The sequence below is a fragment of the Xenorhabdus vietnamensis genome, from assembly GCF_002127535.1.
Taxonomy (GTDB): domain Bacteria; phylum Pseudomonadota; class Gammaproteobacteria; order Enterobacterales; family Enterobacteriaceae; genus Xenorhabdus; species Xenorhabdus vietnamensis.
On record NZ_MUBJ01000010.1, the window covers coordinates 101999 to 124889 of the forward strand.

Genomic DNA, 22891 nt, shown 5'->3' on the forward strand with positions numbered 1-22891 from the left:
TTAATATTTACAGTGTTAATGTTATGTGAATAAAAACTTTTGAGTGATTCAAACCACATTATCAAGAAATATTGAGGATGAAATATAGAGATAAAGTTGGAAGAAAATTGAACATATTGAGAAAAAAGGAATAGAAACACCAACGGTGATCCCATTCCTGTTTTATTGAGGCAAATTTTGCCTCAACATTAAATAATCGAATGATTATTCACATCTTAGCCACTTTTCACACAAACTATGTAATGCTTGATTTGCTTTTTGCCAACGTTCAGATTTCTGTAAGTCTTCCAAACTAAATTGCTTGCCTTGATGATATAATCGTTTGACTTTCGGTGAGTCAATCATCGGAAGGTTATCCAGCACACTGACTGCCCCTTCTCGGTTATTGCACACCAATATCATGTCACAGCCTGCATCCAATGACGCCTTAGCCCTTTCTGCATAACTTCCCATCACGGCTGCACCTTCCATGGATAAATCATCGGAAAAAATGACGCCTTCAAATCCTAGCTGTTCACGAAGTACAAATTTCAACCAATATGGTGAGCCACTCGCAGGGCGGTGATCTATCTGAGGATAAATAACGTGAGCAGGCATAATAGCATCCAGCAATTTGCGTTGAATGAAATCACGGAAAATCACCATATCATGGCAACTAATTGCATCCATTGAGCGATTATCCCTTGGCGTTTCTTTATGGGAGTCAGCTGTCACAGCCCCATGTCCCGGAAAATGTTTCCCCGTCGATTTCATTCCTGCAGAATGCATACCTTTGATAAATTTCTCTGCCATTACCATTGCTGGCTCAGGCTCTTCGTGAAATGAGCGTTCACCAATTGCTGTACACTTATGCCCCAAATCCAATACTGGTGCGAAACTGATATCAATATCCATTGCGATCATTTCTGATGCCATCAACCAGCCAGATTCTTCTGCCAGATGTGCTCCCATAAGCATGTCATGTACACGAGCAAAAGATTGTGCTGCAGGCAGGCGTGTAAAACCCTCATGAAAACGCTGAACACGCCCTCCTTCCTGATCAACCGCCACCACCAGACGGTGGTGGGAAGCTGTGCGAATTTGGCGAACCAACTCACGTAGTTGCTTTGTATCGTGGAAGTTGCGGGTAAACAAAATTAAACCGCCTACTAATGGATGCTGTAGAATTTCGCGTTCCTCGCTATCCAATTCATAGCCAACAACATCTAACATTACTGGCCCCATAGCATTCCTCACTTCTCTTTATTATTGGTTACCATTTGTGATTAATTATCGTTAATTGAAAATTAGTTCCACCAACGCACAGTGCCAGCTTAAATTCATTGCGACAGTTTAAAAGCTTGGCGCAAAGGATGCGCCAGCAATAAAAATTGTTGTTCTTTGGTTTGCTGCCAGCGAATTTCATACCACATCAACATCATATAGTTGACCCACGATTCCCATCGCTTAATTTGTTGCTGCAATAATGAGATATCTGAATACCCTGATGCTTGGGTACAATAATAATCCAAAAAAATTTGTTGCTGTATCTCATTCCATTGATTTCCTTTGAATAATACAGCTAATGAAAATCCGATATCGACATCCGCTGCATACTCCCAATCAATCAATTTTAATCCTTCTTCGGTCATTAACAAATTATCAGAGTGAACATCCATATGAGCTGGAGCCATCTTTAAAACAGCGGGCATTCTGGTTGCCATAAAAAATTTATGTAAGCGCAACCAGCGGGGAGATAAGCGTTTTCTGTCAATCTGCTGCCACTGGAATGCAATTTGTTTTTTTAATTGAAGCGGATAACCCACTAAAGAATGTCTATGAAGAATAGCAAGTGTGTGAGCCAATTGTTGCTGCAAAGCAGGCTGCCCCAACATATCAGCTTCTACTTGTGCTCCTGTGAGCCACTCAAGCAATAGCCAAGTTCCATGTGCAGCTACTACTTTAGGCACAATACCTGTGGAGGATAATCGACGTAAGATCTGTTTTTCTCGTTGACGATCCACGCCAAGGATCCCACTCTGCAATGTTTGTATGCGTCCAACCATCTGACGCATACCATTCGTAATATAACCATTAGTAATGTAGTAACTTTCCTGCGTCAGCCCCGTTAATGGCCTAACTTCCCAAGATTCTGCCGGAATATCAGGCCATAACTGCCACAACATTCTTAACAAAGAGCGGACATTAGTTAACGTCACTACGACCTGACCAAAGTATCTCGCCAGTTTTCACCAACATTAACTGCATTTCCAGATTACGCTGGCCGTGATTATTAGAGACAAAAGAATAGAGAATATAATCGGCATTTAAATAACGCGCCAATCCAACAGACTTACTGCGCAACCCCAAACTATCTTCCGATGATAACCCCAGAGCCTGTCTGGCTACATGGACTCGAGATTTCGGTACAATCTGAAAAATCTGTTTATTGCTGATTGCGTCCGTAATTGCATCTGTGGCTTGCAAAGTTCGCAATGAGCCATTAGTGTTGTTCTTAACAGAGTCAACAAGCAATACTTTCCCCAACTCTAAACCATTAGCACTAAGCATCTGATCGACTAATGGCTGAACAATATTATTCCAATTAAGAGACTGAATTTTAGGAGGTTGGGGAACCTTTTCTGATGGCTCTACCGGCGGCTCCGGTTTTTTCTCTGGCTCCGTCGGTGTAATAGGAGCAGGTTGCTGTGTTACTGGCATTACACAGCTTGCCAGCAACACTGCTGATAACATAACAAAGAGAATTCTTTTCATTAATCTACCCTAGTTACATCGCTACCTTGTACCGATACTCATAAATTAAATTATTCGCCAATTTAATTTGTTATTTTGCTAATAGCGGCCCCAATGGACGACCACCAACCAAATGCATATGAATATGGAAAACTTCCTGTCCTGAATGACGATTACAGTTCATGATCAGACGGTAACCATCTTCTGCAATTCCTTCCTCTTTTGCTATTTTCGCCGCTACTGTAAATAGGCGCCCCAAAGCTAGCTCATGATCAGCAGTAACATCATTAACCGTTGGGATCAATATATTAGGAATGATCAGAATATGTGTTGGTGTCTGAGGGGAAATATCACGGAATGCTGTTACTAAATCATCCTGGTAAATAATATCCGCAGGAATTTCTCGGCGAATAATTTTACTGAAAATAGTTTCTTCTGCCATCTTACTTCTCCTTTTTATCATCACAGATGAACAATTATTAAAGCCGGGTACAAAGTCCAAATGTTAAACCCTAAACCCGAATACTGATACCTAAAAACACAGCATGTCATAGCTAATTTAGTTTTCTTTAATATCGATATGAAACAGTTCACAAAAATTTCTTGTTGTCACCGCAGCCAATTCATCAATACTGACCCCTTTTAATACTGCCATATATTCAGCAACATCACGTACATAAGCAGGCTGATTCTGTTTGCCGCGGTGAGGGATTGGTGCCAGATAAGGTGAATCAGTTTCTACTAGAATACGATCAAGTGGCACAAATCTTGCCGCATCACGGATCTGCTCAGCATTACGGAAAGTAACAATGCCAGAAAAAGAGATATAAAAACCCAAATCCAACAAAGCCCTCGCTGTTTCTTTATCTTCCGTGAAGCAGTGCAACACACCACCACACTCTTGTACTTTTTCTTCCCGCAATACTATCAATGTATCATCCCTTGCTTCACGGGTATGCACAATCACTGGCTTATTTAATTCACGACCAATACGGATATGTTCACGAAATGAGGTTCTCTGGAGTTCGGCATTTTCTTTCTGATAATAATAATCCAGACCTGTTTCCCCCATTGCGATAACATCTTCATCCGCAGCCAATCGGGCAAGTTCTTCGAAATCATAACCTTCATCCAAATTCAATGGATGAATACCACAGGAATACGCCACGTTTTCGCGTTTACCAATCAAACCCTTCATTTGCTGGAAGCCCGGTAGCGTCGTTGCTACTGCCAACATATATTTCACATCCCGCTCTGCGGCTTTCGCCACAACATCATCTACACTTTTGTGCAGCGTTTCATAATCAAGGCAATCGAGATGACAATGTGAATCAACTAAAAACATAATATGCTCGTATCTAAATAAGTTACTGCGCAGGACAAAACTGTCTTTCCCAATTGAGTAATTGTTCCGTTAGCAACAATTCCCGATTGACTCCCACAACAGATAATAATTGATGACGGCAATGTACCCAATCATCAACTGAATTTAATAGTGTTTCCACACTTTGAGAAGAAGCAAGATAATGAATCAGAGCCTGCTGATCTTGGTTAACACAATAATTCTGTGCCTGCTGCTGCCATTTTACTGCATCGGATAATAAGCTAATCAACCAATGCAAAGATTGCTGCATATCATCACGATTCAGCAATGGTAAAATCGACAGGGTATCACATTTATGCAGTGCCTGTTCAATCGCCTGACAAAGCGAATTTCTTTGTTGCCATTTTTCAGTCTGAAGCAGTTGCTGCGCTGCTAATGGCGCTCCTTCGGAAAGCTTTAATGCTGTTTGTATATCCAAAAAGGATATAGATGGAAGCTGATTTTGTAGCCAATAAAGCCCTATTGAGGATTCAGGTACTGGAATAAAATAGTAAAAACAACGGCTACGTAATGTTGCCAGCAAATTCACAGGATTCTGGCACTGCAATAAGAAATACGTGTCTTGGGGCGGCTCTTCCAATGTCTTCAGTAAAGCGTTCGAAGCAGCCTCCGTCAGGGATTCTGCAGATGGTATCCAAGCAATTTTAGCTCCTCCTTGCTGAGAATATTCATAGAGCTTCTCGCTGAGCTGGCGCACAGCATCAACTCCAATAATAGTTTTTCCTTTTTCAGGAGCAAGGGCATGCCAGTCAGAATGAGTTTCCGCCAACATTAAATGGCAGCCATGGCATTTGCCACAGCTTTTAATACCCTGTTTATTCTGGCACATTAACCAGCGACTCAAGCCATACAACAATGCATCAGCCCCCGTTCCGGCATGAGCGTGAAGCAAAATAGCATGATGCCCGCGCCCCTGTTGATGGAATTCAACTAACTGACGGTATGCATGATTGAGCCACGGATACCAATTCATGCCTGTATTTCCTGTTCTTTTAACCAATTAAGTAAGGTATTGCGGATATTTTCCTGTACTTTTTCCAGTGGCTGAGTTGCATCGATCGTTTTAATGCTATCATCTTTCGCCACAAGCTCGAGATACCTTGTACGAGTACGATGGAAGAAATCTAAGGATTCTTTTTCAATGCGATCTAATTCACCACGCTCACAAGCACGTTGTAAGCCCACTTCTGGTGGCAAATCAAGATAGAGAGTCAAATCTGGATGAAAATCACCCAATGCAGCTTCGCGTAATGACTCCATCAAGTGTTGATCAATCCCTCGTCCCCCACCTTGGTAAGCCTGAGAAGAAAGATCATGACGATCACCAACAACCCAAATTCCCTGCGATAAAGCTGGCTTGATAATATTTTCCACCAATTGAACTCTGGCAGCATATAACATCAATACTTCTGCTTTATCTGTCAGTGGTTCTCCTCCAATTCCTTGTTTAATCAGCTCACGCAACTTTTCTGCCAATGGTGTCCCACCCGGTTCACGGGTAAGCGTCAAATCAGAAATGCCATGTTGCTTCAAGGCATTAACCACTGTCTGGATTGCTGTAGTTTTTCCCGCGCCCTCGAGACCTTCAATTACAATAAATTTACTGTTCATTTATCCTGCTTTAATTTTTGGCGATAAAGACTGACTGCCTTATTATGCTCTACCAGATTGATGGTAAATGTGTGGCCACCATTGCCATTCGCAACAAAATATAAGTATTTTGTGACAGCAGGATGTGCCGCCGCCTTAATCGAAGCTAAACCTGGCATGGCGATGGGGGTTGGTGGCAACCCATCAATCATATAAGTATTGTATGGTGTAAGGGTGCTGAGATTGCTGCGGAAAATCGTGCCCGTATATTTATCCCCCAATCCATAAATAACTGTCGGATCAGTTTGTAATCTCATCTTTAACCGTAGACGATTCACGAATACAGAAGCAACTTTGGTACGCTCTGATTCAATTGCAGTCTCTTTTTCAATGATAGAGGCCATGATCAACATTTCATAGGCGCTTTTATATGGTAGATTGTTTTCTCTGTTTTCCCACTCCAGCCCTACTGCCGTTTTCATTTTGTTATAGGCTCGTTTGAGTAATTCCACATCACTCGTGCCCGCTGTATACATATAGGTATCAGGGTAAAACCAACCTTCCAGCGATTCCGCTTCTTTCATACCCAAAGCACCAAACAGTTCTTGCGGTGTTTTACGTTCTATTTCATGTTTTAAATATGGTGCGTTTTGCAAAATTTTTGACCAATCAGAAAGACGACTGCCTTCAATAAAGCGAATAGTAAATTGGGTTTCTTTACCGTCGGCAAATAGTTGCAAGACAGACCTTAAAGACATACCTTTTTGCAAACGGTAAGTTCCGGCCTTAAACTTTGCCAGCTCTGGCTTAAATCGAAATAACCATGGCAATAATTGATTATCTTTAATTAATTTATGCTGAATCAGTAAAGATTCCAGGCCTGTACGCCCAGTTCCTGCTGGCACAGTAAATATAATCTCTTGGCTGAGATTAATATCCTGATCAGCAAAGTTCTCTATTTTCTTCATGAAAAAAAAGAATACGATCGCAGCGATCGCGATAATCAATCCGGGCAGAATGAAAATGCATTTTTTTAGTTTCATTCGATAATCACTTTTGTTTATACATCAATGATGAGCACTAAATAGCTAAGATTTTAAACACTCAGTTAATAAATACTCATGCAATTCTCTTGATTGATATTTCCACGCCGGTTGATTTTTATGCGCTTGAATCTGATCTACGGGAACAACTGGCATTAAGGAATTGCATATAATCACTTCATCTGCATGAGCCAAAGCTTCAGGATAACGCATGACACACAATAAGTTATAATCACTTTCTACCAACAATTCGATTATCTTTTGCCTCATCACTCCTTCCACACCACACTGGCTGAGATCCGGCGTATAAACATTTTTTCCTTTTCGCCAGAAAATATTGGCAGTACAACACTCAACCAATAGGCCATCACTATCAAGTACCAGAGCTTCATCTGCTTTGGATTGTTCAATGAACCGTTTGATCAAGACTTGCTCCAAACGATTTAAGTGTTTTATGCCAGCTAAATAAGGATTAATTCCCATTGAAATGGGACTAAGAACCAATGAAACACCTTTCTGACGCTGAGTAATATATCGCTCAGGGTATGCACTCAAAGACAGGAGCTGGGTAGGCTCAATCGTGTCATCAAAACTATAGCCACGGCCTCCCGTACCTCTGGAAAGAATGACTTTCAAAACACCTGATTCACATCCTCTTACGACCTGTTTAATATGACTCTCCAACTGAGACCAATCCAGTGCTGGCATAAATAATTTTTCAACGCCTTTTTGCAACCGTTTTATGTGTAAAGGTAGCAAGGCTGGTAATCCTTGCTCAACTCTGATTGTGGTAAAACAGCCATCACCAAATTGTACAGCGCGATCACTAACAGGTAAGTGATCACACTGATTACCATTAATCCAATACGTCATTTTCATTTCTTATTTTTGATAAAAAAGCGTGATAATCTCAGCTAATAAGGGGCGTTATAATAGTATAGGAGCCTCTACAGTGCAAAAAACCCCATACAAAAACAATTCATAAAAACAGGCATAAAAAAACCTCAACGAATGTTGAGGCTTTTCATAAACACAAAGTGATTTTAGATCTTGCGGAAAATCAATGAACCATTGGTGCCACCGAAACCAAAAGAGTTACACAATGCGTATTCCATTCCTTCAACTTTACGCGCTTCACCCGGAACTAGATCCAAGTGACAGTTCTCATCCTGATTATCCAGATTAATGGTTGGAGGAACAATCTGATCACGCAGAGAAAGAATAGTAAAAATAGATTCAACCGCTCCAGCAGCACCCAACAAGTGGCCTGTCATTGATTTGGTTGAACTCACCAATACTTTAGTGCCTTCACCAAAAACAGACTCCACCGCACGCGCTTCTGCAATATCACCAACTGATGTTGAAGTACCATGGGCATTGATGTAACCCACCTGCTCTGGTGAAACTCCCGCATCTTTCAGGGCATTTTGCATCGCTAAAGCAGCACCAGCCCCATCTTCGGGAGGTGATGTCATGTGGTAAGCATCACTACTCATGCCAAAGCCAACAACTTCAGCATAAATTTTTGCACCACGTTTTTTCGCATGTTCGTATTCTTCAAGGACGACAACACCTGCGCCATCGCCCAGAACAAAACCATCACGATCTTTATCCCAAGGACGACTTGCGCCTTGAGGATCGTCATTACGGGTTGATAATGCACGTGCAGCACCAAATCCGGCAACACCGAACTCCGTGCTGGCTTTTTCTGCACCACCTGCCAGCATAATGTCAGCATCATTGTAAGCAATGATACGAGCCGCATGGCCAATATTATGTACGCCAGAAGTGCAAGCTGTTGCAATGGAAATGCTCGGACCACGAAGACCGTACAGGATGCTCAAATGGCCTGCCACCATATTGATGATGGTCGAAGGTACAAAGAATGGGCTGACCTTGCGAGGCCCTGCCGATAACAATGTACTGTGATTTTCTTCAATCAGGCCCAAACCACCAATACCAGAACCAATAGCAGCACCAAAGCGGCTAGCATTGGCTTCTGTTACTTCGATTCCTGCATCTTCAATAGCTTGTTTGCCCGCAGCAATACCATACTGAATGAAGAGATCCATTTTCCGTGCTTCTTTGCGCGAAATATTGAAATCTTCATGATTAAAATTTTTCACCACACCTGCAAACTTAGTTGCATGGTTAGCGGTGTCAAAATGTTCGATAAGGCCGATACCACTCTGTCCTGCACAAACAGCGTTCCAAGAAGACTCTACTGTATTGCCGACAGGAGACAACATGCCTAGTCCGGTCACGACTACTCGACGCTTAGACACGGTTATCCTCCAGGGAGGGAAAAAATTTAGGACGAAAAACATAGGCGGTCGAACGACCGCCTAGGTATGTGTGCTTATTTACCTGCGTTCTCAACGTAGTCAATAGCAGCTTGAACTGTAGTGATTTTTTCAGCTTCTTCGTCTGGGATCTCGATATCGAACTCTTCTTCCAGAGCCATTACCAGTTCAACTGTGTCAAGAGAATCAGCGCCCAAGTCATCAACAAATGAAGCTGTGTTCACAACTTCTTCCTCTTTAACACCCAGTTGTTCAACGATGATTTTCTTAACGCGTTCGTCGATAGTGCTCATACTATTAAATTTCCTATCAAAACTCGCTTCTGCGATGGTTTTCGTAGTTTATAAAATACAGGAAAAGATGCAACCAAATCCCGGCTGGTCGAACCACAATCTGTCTTTTTTGTTCAAAAAATACATCAAAAACAGAGAGTTCGCTCATTTTTTAGATCATGTACATGCCACCATTGACATGCAGTGTTTCACCCGTGATGTAAGCGGCCTCGTCAGAAGCAAGAAACGCTACAGCACTGGCAATTTCCTTTGCATCACCGAGACGATTAGCAGGGATTCCAGCAGAAATACCTGCACGCTGCTCGTCTGTCAACGCTCTGGTCATATCAGTTTCAATAAAACCAGGTGCAACAACGTTAACAGTGATGCCACGAGAAGCGACTTCACGAGCCAGTGATTTACTAAAACCAATAACTCCTGCTTTCGCTGCCGTGTAATTCGCCTGCCCTGCATTTCCCATCGTTCCAACAACAGAGCCAATGGAAATAATACGCCCATAACGTTTTTTCATCATAGAGCGCATCACTGCTTTTGACAGACGAAAAATCGAAGAAAGATTAGTGTCAATAATATCTTGCCACTCATCATCTTTCATGCGCATCAACAAGTTATCACGAGTGATGCCCGCATTATTAACTAAAATGTCTATTTCACCAAATTCAGCACGAATATTCGATAGTGCATTCTCAATGGATTCAGAATCTGTGACATTCAGTACAAAACCTTTGCCTTTATTACCAAGGAAGGCACTGATTGCTTCAGCTCCCTTTTCACTGGTTGCAGTGCCAACAACACATGCACCACGCTCAACCAATAATTCTGCAATCGCGCGACCTATGCCACGGCTAGCACCAGTGACCAGTGCAATTTTTCCATCAAAGCTCATGTTTTCCTCGGTCATTTATCCAGAGCAACTGTGAGTGATGATACATCATTTACTGCTACAGCACTTAAAGTATCAACAATACGTTTCGTTAACCCAGTGAGTACCTTACCTGGTCCGATCTCCAATAATTGTTCAACACCTTGCTCAGCAATATACTCAACTGATTCTGTCCAACGTACAGGATTATACAACTGACGAACCAAAGCGTCTCGAATGGCATCAGCAGATTTTTCTACTTTTACATCGGCATTATTCACGACAGGAAATTGTGGCTGGTTAAACACAACTTCTTGCAGTGCAACCGCCAGTTGCTCGGCTGCAGATTTCATAAGTGCGCAGTGCGAAGGCACACTAACAGATAACGGCAATGCACGTTTTGCGCCTGCTGCCTTACATGCCGCTCCCGCACGCTCTACAGCATCTTTTTCACCTGCGATAACAACCTGCCCAGGTGAATTGAAATTAACAGGTGAAACAACCTGACCTTGTGCTGATTCTTCACATGCCTTTACAATGGACTCATTATCTAAACCAATAATGGCATACATTGCCCCTTGCCCTTCTGGTACGGCTTCCTGCATCAATTTTCCACGTAATTCAACGAGTTTAATTGCTTGCTGGAATTCAATCACACCAGCACAGACCAGCGCAGAATATTCGCCAAGACTATGACCGGCCATCATGGAAGGCACCTTACCGCCTTTTTCCTGCCATACTCGCCAAATCGCGACTGAAGCTGCCAGCAAAGCAGGTTGAGTTTTCCAAGTTTTGTTCAGTTCTTCTACGGGCCCTTGCTGAACTAATGTCCATAAATCATATCCCAAAACCACAGAAGCTTCTGCAAACGTTTGTTCAACCAGTGGATACTCTGAGGCTAAATCTGCCAACATTCCCAAAGATTGGGAACCTTGACCGGGAAACACCATTGCAAAATCAGACATGTTTATTTTCCTGTTGAATTAAAAACGTACTAGCGCTGAGCCCCAGGTAAAGCCACCGCCGAATGCTTCAAGTAAAACAAGTTGGCCGCGTTGGATTCTTCCATCACGCACCGCTTCATCGAACGCTGTCGGAACAGATGCTGCCGAGGTATTGCCATGACGATCCAGAGTCACGACCACTTTATCCATTGTCATATCTAATTTCTTGGCCGTTGCCGAAATGATACGCAAATTTGCCTGATGAGGTACCAACCAATCAAGCTGAGAATGAGCCAAATTGTTGGCTTCTAATGTTTCATCAACAATGTTAGCTAGTTCACGAACAGCAACTTTAAAGACTTCATTGCCAGCCATAGTCACGTATTCTGGTGTATCACGCTTCACTCGACTTTGATGAGACAATGACAACAAATCACCATACTGACCATCAGCATGAAGATGAGTGGATAAAATACCTGGTTCCTCTGAAACCCCGACTACCATTGCTCCTGCCGCATCTCCGAAAAGAATAACTGTACTGCGGTCTTCAGGATCTACAACTCTTGAAATAATATCAGAACCGATTACCAATGCATGTTTAGCAGCACCAGTTTTAATAAACTTATCTACAACACTCAGCGCGTAAGTAAAGCCAGCACACGCTGCTGCAACATCAAAAGCCGCAATTCCTTGAATTCCCAACAACTGCTGAATTTGACAAGCCGCACTTGGAAAGGCGTGCGTCGAGCTTGTTGTTGCGACAACGATTAGGTCAATTTGTGCCTTATCGATGCCCGCCATTTCAATGGCTTTTTCAGCGGCTTTGAACCCCAAAATTGCAACATTTTCATCTTCAGCTGCGATACGACGTTCACGAATGCCTGTCCGAGTCACAATCCACTCGTCTGACGTATCTACTATTTTTTCTAAATCTGCGTTAGTACGCACCTGAGCAGGCAAATAACTGCCCGTACCTAAGATTTTTGTATACATTTGTGCTTATTCACTCTTGGGTAATACTGCATCCAGCCGGGCAGCGATTCTGTCAGGAACCTGCTTCTCTATAGCTTGAATGGCTTGATCAATAGCAGCCTTAAAAGCTCGTTCATTAGCAGCACCGTGGCTTTTGATGACGATGCCACGTAAGCCTAATAACGTTGCTCCGTTATACTGGTCAGGGTTTAGATGGCCAAACCGCTTAGTTACCTGTTTTAGCAACCATTTTTTAAATATCTTCATTTTGAAGAGCTTCATCAACCAAGATGATTTTTTTTGCTGACCATCCGGTGACTTTATCAGAGACAAAATTATTCTGATCGCACCTTCCATCGTCTTCAGCGTAACATTACCTGCGAAGCCGTCACATACAAGCACATCCGTTTTTCCCGTCAGTAACTCATTTCCTTCCACATACCCAATGTAATTAATTGCAGGGGCATTGCGTAAGGTTATAGCGGCTTCGCGGATATTATCCAGCCCTTTGGACTCTTCTTCCCCGATATTGAGTAATGCAACGCGTGGATTATCCACACCAACAACATACTCCGCCATTACGGCACCCATAATCGCAAACTGGACTAACATGCTGCTATTACAATTAATATTAGCGCCTAAATCTAATACAACTGTCTTGCTCTGTTTTAGATTAGGTATCACTGTCATCAACGCAGGTCGCTCAATCCCTTCAATGGATTTCAGCATCAATTTGGCCAACCCCATCAAGACACCTGTATTTCCTGCACTGACACAAGCCCGTGCTTCTCCCGACTTGACTAAATTTAATGCTATACGCATTGAAGTGCCGTGACTGGAACGAATAGCCTGAGATGGCCTTGCATCGTTGGAAACGACATGTTCCGCAGGGACAATTTGCAAGCGACTGAGCAGCTCAGCATTTTGATTTGCAAGCAAAGGAGAGATGGTTTCGGGGTTACCGACCAACAATAGTTTCAGTTGTGAATTAGACGCCAGTGCCTGCAATGCAGCAGGCACCGTAACGCGAGGACCGAAGTCCCCGCCCATAGCATCTAACGCTAAGGTTAGATTAGCCAAGATATCAACTTGCTAATAATTAGCTGAAATTACTTGTTGATTACCTTGCGGCCACGGTAGTAGCCATCAGCAGTCACGTGATGGCGCAGGTGAGTTTCACCAGAAGTTTTGTCTACAGAGACATGTGTTGCAGTCAGTGCGTCATGAGAACGACGCATACCACGTTTAGAACGAGTTGGTTTATTCTGTTGTACGGCCATTGACCTTACTCCTTAAGTACTTTTCTTTAAGCTGGCTAATACGGCAAATGGGTTTGGTTTTTCTGCTTCAGGAGGCAGTTCACCAAACACCATATCCGCGTCGGACACTTCACAGTGTTCAGAATCATGTACCGGAACCACCGGCAGAGATAGAATTATTTCATCTTCAATCATTGCCAGCAAATCTATTTCGCCAAATTCGTTAACGTCTATTGGCTCATACTCTTCCGGTAATGCCTCAGCCTGTTCATCATTGACGACCGGGCTAAAACAATACGTTGTGTGAACATGATGACTGAAATTACTGCCACAACGCTGGCAGGCAAGCGTAACATCCACATCGGAATGCCCTTTTACAACTGCCAGACGCTGATTATCAATTTCAAATGATAATGAGCTATCTACATCACCATCCACACTGACCACTGTTCCCGCAATACGAGAAACTTGCCCAGCAGAATAACTACCATGGTAGTCCAATCTCTTCTGGGCTGCTCGAAGTGCATCGATGGTCAGGGGTAATTTTACCTTTTGCATAAGGCGCGCATATTATCTTTGTAATGAGACATAGTCAAAGAAAAAGGCCACACATATGCGCCTTTCCGTCAAATATTCGCTTATTAAGCGGCGTATAGTTTAAAATGACTGCGAATATTTCTCTACGTATTTTATGGAAAAATGATGCTTCCGATTGTTTTATCGTCAACTTCTGTATATCGCCGCCTATTATTGGAAAAATTGGGATTACCTTTTATCTGTGCATCCCCCAATATTGATGAAAGCCCACTAGAAAATGAAAGTCCAAAACAATTGGTAACACGGCTATCGCATGCAAAAGCCAGTGCATTAAAATGGGAATATCCCAAGCACCTAATTATAGCGTCAGATCAGGTTTGTATTTTAGATAGCAAAATTACAGGCAAACCACATAATTTTGAAAATGCTTTGCTACAACTAAGAACAGCCAGTGGGAAATGTGTTACTTTTTATACTGGCATTACGTTACTCAATAGTAAAACAGGGATCGTTGATACGCGTTGTGAGCTATTCCGCGTCTATTTCAGAAACCTTACAGATACAGAAATTATCTATTATTTAAACAAAGAAAAGCCCTACAATTGTGCGGGTAGTTTCAAAAGTGAAGGCTTAGGGATTACGTTATTTGAAAAGCTTGATGGCAAAGATCCGAACACACTTATCGGCTTACCATTAATAACTTTGACTGAAATGCTTATCCGTCAGGGGATAAATCCACTGACGGTATATTCTTAATGATTATTAAGTCGTAGTGTTTTTAAACACTTCCGCAAGCTATCATCCATTGGAGCTTCGAAACGCAACGTTTCTCCCGTGGATGGATGGGTAAATTTTAATGAGCTGGCATGCAAGAACAATCGGTTAAGCCCTGTTTCTGCAAGCTGCGCATCAAATTCTCTATCACCATAACGATCATCAAATGCAATAGGGTGACCAGCATGTAAAGTATGCACACGGATCTGGTGGGTTCGCCCTGTTACTGGGCTAGCTCGTACCAATGTCGCAAACACATATCGTTCTTCAATTTTGAAACGTGTTTCAGATGGCTTGCCTTCTTTACTGACTTTAACCACCCTTTCTCCGCTTTGCAGGATATTTTTCAACAAAGGTGCTTCTATTACTTTATTATGGGACTGCCATTGCCCACGCACTAGTGCCAGATAGTCTTTCTGCATCTGCTTCAAGCGTAATTGCTCATGTAATACCCGCAATGCAGAACGCTTTTTTGCAATCAACAGAATACCCGATGTATCGCGATCGAGCCTATGTACCAATTCAAGGAAGCGTGCTTCAGGACGCAAGGCTCGTAATCCTTCTATCACGCCAAAACTCAAGCCACTGCCGCCATGTACCGCAATCCCCGAAGGTTTGTTTATGACTAAAATATGGTCATCCTCATACAAAATACATTCTGCCAAGGCTGCAACCTTATCCAGCTTGGCAGATACAGGGGGGTCTTGCCTTTCTGCTACTCTAACTGGTGGAATTCTGATGACATCACCTGCTGTCAATTTATATTCAGGCTTAATTCTTCCTTTGTTGACTCGAACTTCACCTTTACGCAAGATCCGATAGATCATGCTCTTAGGTACACCTTTTAAGCGAGCCAGCAAAAAGTTATCAATTCGCTGACCGGCCTCATCGTCATCAATAGTGACAAACTGTACAACTTGATTATTTGTTTTCATGAACAAGATTCTAATAATCCAACAAACAGAGCGCTACTCATTTTTAAATATGTCTAAATAATATCCATTTTTTCTACTTCATTATTTCAAGAGTCTTAGGATAAAGACTAAAGATTAACAACTTATCACTATTTCCTAATAAAAAACCCGCAAAGCGATAAAGTCACCTTGCTATCAACCCAATAGCAATGGAATAATGCTTTCTGGCCACAGTTTACTAAACTATGAATGGTAAGATTGAAATTGTTTGTTATCTGTTTGATCGAACAAAAACGCAGCAAATGCATAAGACGTAATGTTTAATCAAATAATTTATGGGCTGCGGGTGGCAGCTTACTGGATTGGGCAAAATCTGTATCTAATTTATTACAGCATCCCAATAGTGTACTGAGTTTAAATGAAATTCAGACTCATCGACAAATAGGCGCCTCTATACAAACGATAGCCGTGAGGCTGACGGTTTTGTAAAAGACACGAGGCCATCGGTAGCCAGTATTTCTCCCCTTTTTTACTCGCAGCTCTATATTAATGTAAAATAATGAGTAAGTTAGAATGAAAAGAATGTTAATAAACGCAACCCAGCAGGAAGAGTTGCGTGTTGCCCTTGTTGATGGGCAACGTCTTTATGATTTGGATATTGAAAGTCCGGGACACGAGCAGAAAAAGGCAAATATATATAAAGGTAAAATTACTCGAATTGAACCTAGCCTAGAAGCCGCTTTTGTTGATTACGGTGCAGAACGTCATGGTTTCCTGCCCATTAAAGAAATTGCTCGCGAATATTTCCCAAGTAATTATCACTCACATGGTCGCCCTAACATTAAGGATATCCTTAAAGAAGGTCAGGAAGTCATCGTCCAGGTTGATAAAGAGGAACGAGGCAACAAAGGCGCTGCTTTGACAACTTTTATCAGCTTGGCTGGCAGCTACCTAGTTCTTATGCCAAATAACCCAAGAGCAGGTGGCATTTCTCGTCGTATTGAGGGAGATGACCGCATCGAATTAAAAGAAGCGCTCTCTTCTCTTGAGGTTCCAGAAGGCATGGGGCTTATTGTTCGTACCGCAGGCGTAGGCAAATCTGCCGAAGCTTTACAAGGAGATTTAAACTTCCGCCTGAGACATTGGGAAGCAATCAAAAAAGCAGCAGACAACCATTCCGCTCCATTTCTGATTCATCAGGAAAGCAATGTTATCGTACGTGCATTTCGTGATTATCTGCGCCCAGACATTGGGGAAATCTTAATTGATAATCCTAAAATTCTTGATTTAGCACGCCAGCACATCACAGCACTGGGACGTCCTGATTTTGCCAGTAAAATCAAGTTGTACAGTGGTGAAGTCCCTCTATTCAGCCATTATCAAATAGAGTCGCAAATTGAATCCGCCTTCCAGCGTGAAGTTCGGTTACCTTCCGGCGGCTCAGTAGTCATTGATACTACCGAAGCCTTGACAGCCATAGATATCAACTCATCCCGTTCAACTCGTGGTGGCGATATCGAAGAAACAGCATTTAATACCAACTTGGAAGCCGCTGATGAAATTGCACGCCAATTACGTCTGCGTGACCTCGGTGGTCTTATTGTTATCGATTTCATTGACATGACTCCGGTGCGCCACCAACGTGAAGTTGAGAACCGATTGCGTGATGCTGTACGCCAAGATCGCGCCCGTATTCAAATCGGTCGAATTTCCCGCTTTGGCTTATTGGAGATGTCACGTCAGCGTTTAAGCCCATCTCTTGGTGAATCCAGCCACCATGTCTGCCCTCGTTGTAGTGGTACCGGAACAATTCGAGATAATGAATCACTGTCTCTCTCTATTCTCCGCTTAATCGAAGAAGAAGCGCTGAAAGAAAATACACATCAGGTTCATGCCATTGTTCCTGTGCAGATTGCTTCCTACTTACTGAATGAAAAACGCAAGGCAGTCAGCGCCATTGAACATCGTCAAGGCGGTGTTGGGGTTGTCATTGTTCCAAACGATCAAATGCAAACCCCGCATTTTTCTGTTTTACGTGTACGTAAAGGCGAAGAAATTTCAACTTTGAGCTATTTGCTTCCACAGTTGCATGAAGTGGAAATGACAAATGTTCAGGATGATGGCCCGCATGAACGCAAACGTCCAGAGCAACCTGCTATTTCAACTTTTGATCTGCCAGCAGAAACAACTGCATCGGCAACAGCAAAAGAAAAAACAAAAGAGAAAAAAGCTGTAGTCAATAATCAGAAACAAACTGAAAAACCAAGCTTGTTCAGTCGATTCTTAAGCGCCCTGAAAAAAATGTTCAGTGGTGAAGAAGAAAAACAGCCCCAGGAAAAGAACAAAAAATATTCTGGTAATGATAATCGCCGTTCATCAGATCGTCGCAACTCACGTCGTCAGAATCAACGTCGCGAACGTAATGAAAATGAAGTGCGCAATAACCGTGAGCGTGATGAACAGCGCAAGGGCCGTAATGCCCAGCAGAAAAATAATGTTCAAGATAACGCTGTAATAGATAATGAAGCTCGTGAAGCGCAACAGCAGCAACGCCGGGAACAACGAGCTGAACGTCAGCGTCGTCGTCAAGAAGAAAAACGTCAGCAACAATTGGAAGCTAACGCTCAGCAGGCAACAAATCAATCCGATATCGTCGAAGAAGAAGTTGAAGAGCGGCAACCAGTCATGCCTCGCCGTCAACGCCGCCAGCTTGAACAAAAAGTACGTATTACTGACGAAGCAAAACAAGAAACTAATGTTGCTACCTTACCAATCGTGATACCGGAACCTGTTTCAGCAAACAGCAACAAAGAGACAAAAGCGTCTGTGCCAGCCGTTATTGACTCGAATGCTGAAGCCGCTAACCAACCTGAAATGTCACAAAATACGGTTGCACAAGATGCAGATTCACAAAATTCAGCATCACAAGGCTCAGTTTTACAAGCTGTTGTACCACAAAACAATGATCAGCAAGACAACACAATGCCACGTCGCTCCCGCCGTTCCCCACGCCACTTGCGTGTCAGCGGTCAACGTCGCCGTCGCTACCGTGATGAACGTAATCTAACTCAATCACCAGTTCCATTGAAAATGGCGGTAGTATCTCCAGAATTGGCATCAGGCAAAGTGTGGGTTCATTATCCTGTTACACCTATAGCCACTGCTGAATCTGAAATTGCAGCTTCTGTCAATGTAATTATCGAAACGGTTGAAGAAGAAACAGCGCCAGTGCAACAGGAAAAAGTTATTCTGATGCCTTCAATCGCAGAATCAGCATCAAATGCAGTAGTGCCTCACATTGAAGTAACTGAGCAGAAAGTAGCTGAGCAACAGGGAAGCACCAATCATGATAATGCTAAATCTACTACCAATGACGTTACTCCCATCGTAACGCCAGTAGAGCTGGAATCAGCAAGGTCTAAGGTTTCGGAATCAGAAAACGTGGAGCCTGTCATCAAACATGATGAAAAACATCAGTCAAAAGTTTCAGGTGATGCAGAAACATATATCCTAGTATCACATGATTCTGAAGAAATACGCCACACTGCAGATCCTATTATTGTGACGTCTCCTATAGCCGAACAGGAACATCATGAAGAACAACCAGCTGTCGCAACGGAAATATGCTCTAAGACAGAGGAAGTTAAAACGGAAGAGACAAAAGTTGTTGAGTCTTCGATTATCGTGGAAAAAAATTATCACGCTTACTCCCCAATGACGAAGGCGCCAGCACCAGATATAGTGACCAAACCTGTTATTATTATCACTGAATGGCAACGCCCTCCTTATCCATATAAAGGCAAAGGCGGTGCAGGTGGACATTCAGCAACAAACGTTGCAACTTCTGCCATGTTTAAACCACAGTCATTCGAATAATTAGATGTTGTGATTGATTGTAAATCCAAGTGGCTCCCCGTATCGGGAGCCATTTTTTTATCTTATCCATTACAAAAAATTAATTAGTTTCATTTCATTCAATCGTCGATTCCCATAAACTTGGATAGTTATCATTATCATGTAAGATAATTAATTCTATGGAGAACTTCCCGTCTATGAAACCTTGGCTGATTTTTGGTGCTGGAAAAGGCGTTGGACGCCATTTGGTCACTATTGCACTAAAGCAAAACCGCCCTGTCACCGCTTTAATTCGTAATGCACAACAAGCAGTGGAACTAAGTGCATTAGGCGTTAACGTAATACATGGCGATGCTTGTGACAGAAAAAGCATAGAAAAAGCGATTGTGCATGCGGAAGAAAATATTGTTGTTTTCTCAACCATTGGGGGAGGAAATGCTGATCATCATGGGAACATTGCAATAATAGATGCATTGGAACAAGCTCAAATTTCACGCATGTTATTAGTGACATCCATTGGATGTGGCGAAAGTTGGCAGACATTGTCCGCACGGGCTAAATCACTGTTCGGGCAATCAGTCAGACACAAATCATTGGCTGAAAGTTACCTGCAAACCAGCGCTCTGGATTTTACAATCATCCGTCCTGGAGGCCTTACAGATAAATCAGGAACTGGACATTGCAAACGTTACCAAGAAGAAATCCATGGCATGGTAAGCCGAGAGGATGTAGCAAAGCAATTGGCACAAATGGCTGAAGATGAACAAACTTACTACCAAATTTATGCCTTAGTTGATCCAGAACTCAAACCTCACTGGAACTAAATTTTACTGACATAAAAAGATCACCAAGCCATCAGACGTGGTGATCTTTTGAATAACGACATTTTGAACAACTAAAACTTACTTAACACCACCATCCATCGCTTTAAGTTTTTTAGATAATTCACGACGCTCTTTAGATAGCTCGGCATTTTTGATGATATATTCATCAACACGCTCTTCATAATCACTGCGCATATGAGCAATAATTCCCTGAATATCTTCAATCGACATTCCCGGCTTTATGTAATCACTCAGATTATCGAGCAGAAGTACACGTTTTTGGTTATCTCGAACCTTTTTCTCATTGTCTACAATTTCGCGCTGTAATTTGTTTTTGCGACGAAATATACGCACAAACTCCAGTACATTGTGGAATGTTGGTTTATTTGTGTTGTCCATTTTTCATACCTTTTCAATCAGACCGATAATTTCTTATTGCTAACTATACCCTATGAATTTCAAGTTGCAGAGCGACGGCAAAGGCACAAATCCCCGGGAGCATAGACAATTTAATGTTTATAGCTACAGTGACCGTGGAAAGTAAGCGCAGCCAACAAAGCTGCAACTTGAAGACGACGGATATACACAATACAATTTCAAACAACACATAGACAAGCCAGTTTCGACAATTTAATTTTCCTTGAACACACAGGCAAACTGAAAATAATGCATTTGGTAACCCCTTCTGCGCAACTTCAAGGGATTTTACCTATAGTCCGGCTTGCTCACGTAACATGACATACTCTTGTGGTGTTGGACGTGTTTTTATGATTTCTACCATCCACCCCGTTTTATTAGAAAATTTTCTCATTCAAAATATGGAGCATACAAGATTGAGATTACATACTGAAATGTGTTGAATCAATAACCAACGAAAACAACATAGCATACTATCATGGACGCAATTCACCACAACCTTTATTGCCCCATAGCATAGCCATTCACACTCAATCATTCAGATTCAGCATAATATGGTTTACCATGTCATTTAGTACTATTGAGAATCATCATTTTTGATACGTATTTCGTAAATAAATTTGGTGCCCCCCTTGGCCTAGATTCAACCAGACAATTAATATACCTAGCGATAAAATCAGATAAATGTGACACCAATAGAAATATAATATTTTAATTATTAATACCTAAATTGGCGATAACGGAGAGTACACAATCTTGAATACCAGTAAAGAAAACCAAAGTTTCTATTTTCATGACTATGAAACTTTTGGTAAGCATCCGGCCCTCGATCGTCCCGCACAATTTGCTGGAATTCGCACTGACAGTGATTTCAATATCATTGAAGAGCCTTTAGTGGTGTATTGTGCTCCTGCTGACGATTATCTTCCCGAGCCTGAAGCTGTCATGATCACAGGAATTACACCACAATTGGCATTGACAAAAGGTGTCAATGAAGCTGAATTTGCCCGGCAAATCCATGAAGCATTCAGTAAACCCAATACATGTATTCTTGGATTTAATAATATTCGTTTCGACGATGAGGTCAGCCGTAATATCTTCTATCGTAATTTTTACGATCCTTATGCTTATAGCTGGCAAAAAGGTAATTCCCGATGGGATTTACTCGATGTATTACGCGCCTGCTATGCCCTGCGTCCGGAAGGTATTGTCTGGCCGGAAAATGAGGATGGATTGCCTAGCTTCAAATTGGAACATCTGACAAAAGCCAACGGAATTGAGCATACTCATGCCCATGATGCCATGTCCGATGTTTATGCCACTATCGCAATGGCAAAACTGGTGAAAAAAAACCAACCTAAATTGTTCGATTACTTTTTCCAATTAAGAAATAAACAGAAAGTCAGCAATCAGATTGATATCCCACAAATGAAACCTCTGGTTCATGTATCAGGCATGTTCGGAACTCTACGCAGCAATATTAGTCTGATCGCCCCTTTAGCATGGCATCCAAATAACCGTAATGCAGTCATCATGTGCGATCTGGCAGGTGATATCTCTCCACTTCTGGAACTCAGCGCAAATGAATTACGCGAACGTCTGTATACACGACGGGATGAATTACAGCCAGATCAAAGCCCGGTGCCAATTAAATTAGTGCATATCAATAAATGCCCAATTATTGCACCAGAAAATACCTTACGGCCACAAGATGCAGAACGAGTAGGATTAGACCGCAAACAATGTGAGAAAAATCTGGCTATCTTGCGCGCCAACTCACAAATCAGAGAGAAAGTCGTTGAATTGTTTTCTCATCCAGAAATATTTCCAGAGTCTGATAATGTCGATACTAAACTATACAGCGGCTTTTTCAGTGATGCCGACAAAACTGCAATGGAAATTATCAGAGAAACTCCGCCCCAAAACTTACCGGCCTTGGATTTAACGTTCCAAGATACACGTATTAAACCGTTGTTATTCCGCTATCGTGCAAGAAATTATCCAGCAACACTGGATTATGACGAGCAACAACGCTGGCTACGTCATCGTCAAGATACGTTAACACAGGAAAATATCAGCCAATATCTTGCAACTATTGAAGGATTTTTTGTTGAATATCAGTCTGATGAAGAAAAATGCCGTCAGTTAAAAGCACTGGTTGATTATGTAGTTCAAATCGCTGGATAA

Annotated in this window: 23 protein-coding genes; 4 read left to right on the forward strand and 19 right to left on the reverse strand. The window is 42.2% G+C overall.

Translation table 11 applies throughout. The features are described from left to right. Positions 1 to 204 precede the first annotated feature (204 nt). The 17 genes from nagZ to yceD form a co-directional block, all read right to left on the reverse strand. Positions 205 to 1224 carry a beta-N-acetylhexosaminidase gene (gene nagZ, locus Xvie_RS10795; RefSeq protein WP_086109327.1) on the reverse strand — a complete coding sequence of 340 codons (1020 nt, stop codon included), beginning with the start codon at positions 1222 to 1224 and terminating at the stop codon, positions 205 to 207. 95 nt (positions 1225 to 1319) lie between these two features. After that, complete coding sequence (locus tag Xvie_RS10800) at positions 1320 to 2198, reverse strand: phosphotransferase (protein ID WP_086109328.1); 879 nt, start codon at positions 2196 to 2198, stop codon at positions 1320 to 1322. Beyond that, the gene (gene lpoB / locus Xvie_RS10805; RefSeq protein WP_086109329.1) at positions 2185 to 2754 is read right to left on the reverse strand and encodes a penicillin-binding protein activator LpoB; all 570 of its coding nucleotides are present in this window, start codon (positions 2752 to 2754) and stop codon (positions 2185 to 2187) included. Before lpoB ends, Xvie_RS10800 begins: the two co-directional genes overlap by 14 nt. A 70-nt stretch (positions 2755 to 2824) precedes the next feature. Further along, a complete protein-coding gene (gene hinT, locus Xvie_RS10810; RefSeq protein WP_086109330.1) occupies positions 2825 to 3175 on the reverse strand; it encodes a purine nucleoside phosphoramidase in 351 nt (116 codons plus the stop codon). Between the two features lie 117 nt (positions 3176 to 3292). Continuing rightward, on the reverse strand, positions 3293 to 4078 hold the full coding sequence (locus tag Xvie_RS10815; protein WP_086109331.1) for a metal-dependent hydrolase: 786 nt from the start codon (positions 4076 to 4078) through the stop codon (positions 3293 to 3295). 22 nt (positions 4079 to 4100) lie between these two features. Beyond that, positions 4101 to 5090 carry a DNA polymerase III subunit delta' gene (gene holB, locus Xvie_RS10820; protein WP_086109332.1) on the reverse strand — a complete coding sequence of 330 codons (990 nt, stop codon included), beginning with the start codon at positions 5088 to 5090 and terminating at the stop codon, positions 4101 to 4103. After that, positions 5087 to 5728, reverse strand: a complete 642-nt coding sequence (gene tmk / locus Xvie_RS10825; protein WP_086109333.1) for a dTMP kinase — start codon at positions 5726 to 5728, stop codon at positions 5087 to 5089. Before tmk ends, holB begins: the two co-directional genes overlap by 4 nt. Beyond that, positions 5725 to 6750, reverse strand: a complete 1026-nt coding sequence (gene mltG / locus Xvie_RS10830) for an endolytic transglycosylase MltG (RefSeq protein ID WP_086109334.1) — start codon at positions 6748 to 6750, stop codon at positions 5725 to 5727. Before mltG ends, tmk begins: the two co-directional genes overlap by 4 nt. Before the next feature lie 45 nt (positions 6751 to 6795). Beyond that, a complete protein-coding gene (gene pabC, locus Xvie_RS10835; protein ID WP_086109335.1) occupies positions 6796 to 7623 on the reverse strand; it encodes an aminodeoxychorismate lyase in 828 nt (275 codons plus the stop codon). Between the two features lie 170 nt (positions 7624 to 7793). Next, positions 7794 to 9035 carry a beta-ketoacyl-ACP synthase II gene (gene fabF / locus Xvie_RS10840; RefSeq protein ID WP_086109336.1) on the reverse strand — a complete coding sequence of 414 codons (1242 nt, stop codon included), beginning with the start codon at positions 9033 to 9035 and terminating at the stop codon, positions 7794 to 7796. Between the two features lie 74 nt (positions 9036 to 9109). Next, positions 9110 to 9346 carry an acyl carrier protein gene (acpP, locus tag Xvie_RS10845; protein WP_012989255.1) on the reverse strand — a complete coding sequence of 79 codons (237 nt, stop codon included), beginning with the start codon at positions 9344 to 9346 and terminating at the stop codon, positions 9110 to 9112. Positions 9347 to 9497: 151 nt separating this feature from the next. Next, the gene (gene fabG / locus Xvie_RS10850) at positions 9498 to 10232 is read right to left on the reverse strand and encodes a 3-oxoacyl-ACP reductase FabG (RefSeq protein ID WP_086109379.1); all 735 of its coding nucleotides are present in this window, start codon (positions 10230 to 10232) and stop codon (positions 9498 to 9500) included. A gap of 11 nt (positions 10233 to 10243) precedes the next feature. After that, positions 10244 to 11173 carry an ACP S-malonyltransferase gene (gene fabD, locus Xvie_RS10855; RefSeq protein WP_086109337.1) on the reverse strand — a complete coding sequence of 310 codons (930 nt, stop codon included), beginning with the start codon at positions 11171 to 11173 and terminating at the stop codon, positions 10244 to 10246. Positions 11174 to 11191: 18 nt separating this feature from the next. Beyond that, positions 11192 to 12145 (reverse strand): beta-ketoacyl-ACP synthase III, encoded by a 954-nt coding sequence (locus tag Xvie_RS10860; RefSeq protein ID WP_086109338.1) that lies wholly within the window; start codon positions 12143 to 12145, stop codon positions 11192 to 11194. A gap of 6 nt (positions 12146 to 12151) precedes the next feature. Further along, on the reverse strand, positions 12152 to 13204 hold the full coding sequence (plsX, locus tag Xvie_RS10865) for a phosphate acyltransferase PlsX (protein WP_086109339.1): 1053 nt from the start codon (positions 13202 to 13204) through the stop codon (positions 12152 to 12154). A gap of 29 nt (positions 13205 to 13233) precedes the next feature. Further along, entirely contained in the window at positions 13234 to 13404 is a 171-nt protein-coding gene (gene rpmF / locus Xvie_RS10870) for a 50S ribosomal protein L32 (protein WP_004247080.1), read from the reverse strand. Positions 13405 to 13416: 12 nt separating this feature from the next. After that, positions 13417 to 13941 (reverse strand): 23S rRNA accumulation protein YceD, encoded by a 525-nt coding sequence (yceD, locus tag Xvie_RS10875; RefSeq protein ID WP_086109340.1) that lies wholly within the window; start codon positions 13939 to 13941, stop codon positions 13417 to 13419. A gap of 144 nt (positions 13942 to 14085) precedes the next feature. Here yceD and Xvie_RS10880 point away from each other — a divergent pair, with 144 nt between their 5' ends. After that, complete coding sequence (locus Xvie_RS10880; RefSeq protein WP_086109341.1) at positions 14086 to 14676, forward strand: Maf family protein; 591 nt, start codon at positions 14086 to 14088, stop codon at positions 14674 to 14676. Here Xvie_RS10880 and rluC read toward each other — a convergent pair. Then, positions 14673 to 15629 carry a 23S rRNA pseudouridine(955/2504/2580) synthase RluC gene (rluC, locus tag Xvie_RS10885; RefSeq protein ID WP_086109342.1) on the reverse strand — a complete coding sequence of 319 codons (957 nt, stop codon included), beginning with the start codon at positions 15627 to 15629 and terminating at the stop codon, positions 14673 to 14675. The two genes, Xvie_RS10880 and rluC, sit on opposite strands and share 4 nt — an antisense overlap. A 552-nt stretch (positions 15630 to 16181) precedes the next feature. On the opposite strand from rluC, the gene rne reads away from it, so the two are divergent. Further along, complete coding sequence (gene rne, locus Xvie_RS10890) at positions 16182 to 19484, forward strand: ribonuclease E (RefSeq protein WP_086109343.1); 3303 nt, start codon at positions 16182 to 16184, stop codon at positions 19482 to 19484. A gap of 176 nt (positions 19485 to 19660) precedes the next feature. Next, on the forward strand, positions 19661 to 20287 hold the full coding sequence (locus Xvie_RS10895; RefSeq protein WP_086109344.1) for an SDR family oxidoreductase: 627 nt from the start codon (positions 19661 to 19663) through the stop codon (positions 20285 to 20287). A gap of 78 nt (positions 20288 to 20365) precedes the next feature. On the opposite strand, the gene tmaR is transcribed toward Xvie_RS10895, so the two are convergent. Then, positions 20366 to 20686 (reverse strand): PTS system regulator TmaR, encoded by a 321-nt coding sequence (gene tmaR / locus Xvie_RS10900; protein ID WP_086109345.1) that lies wholly within the window; start codon positions 20684 to 20686, stop codon positions 20366 to 20368. Between the two features lie 774 nt (positions 20687 to 21460). On the opposite strand from tmaR, the gene sbcB reads away from it, so the two are divergent. Then, on the forward strand, positions 21461 to 22891 hold the full coding sequence (sbcB, locus tag Xvie_RS10905; RefSeq protein WP_086109346.1) for an exodeoxyribonuclease I: 1431 nt from the start codon (positions 21461 to 21463) through the stop codon (positions 22889 to 22891).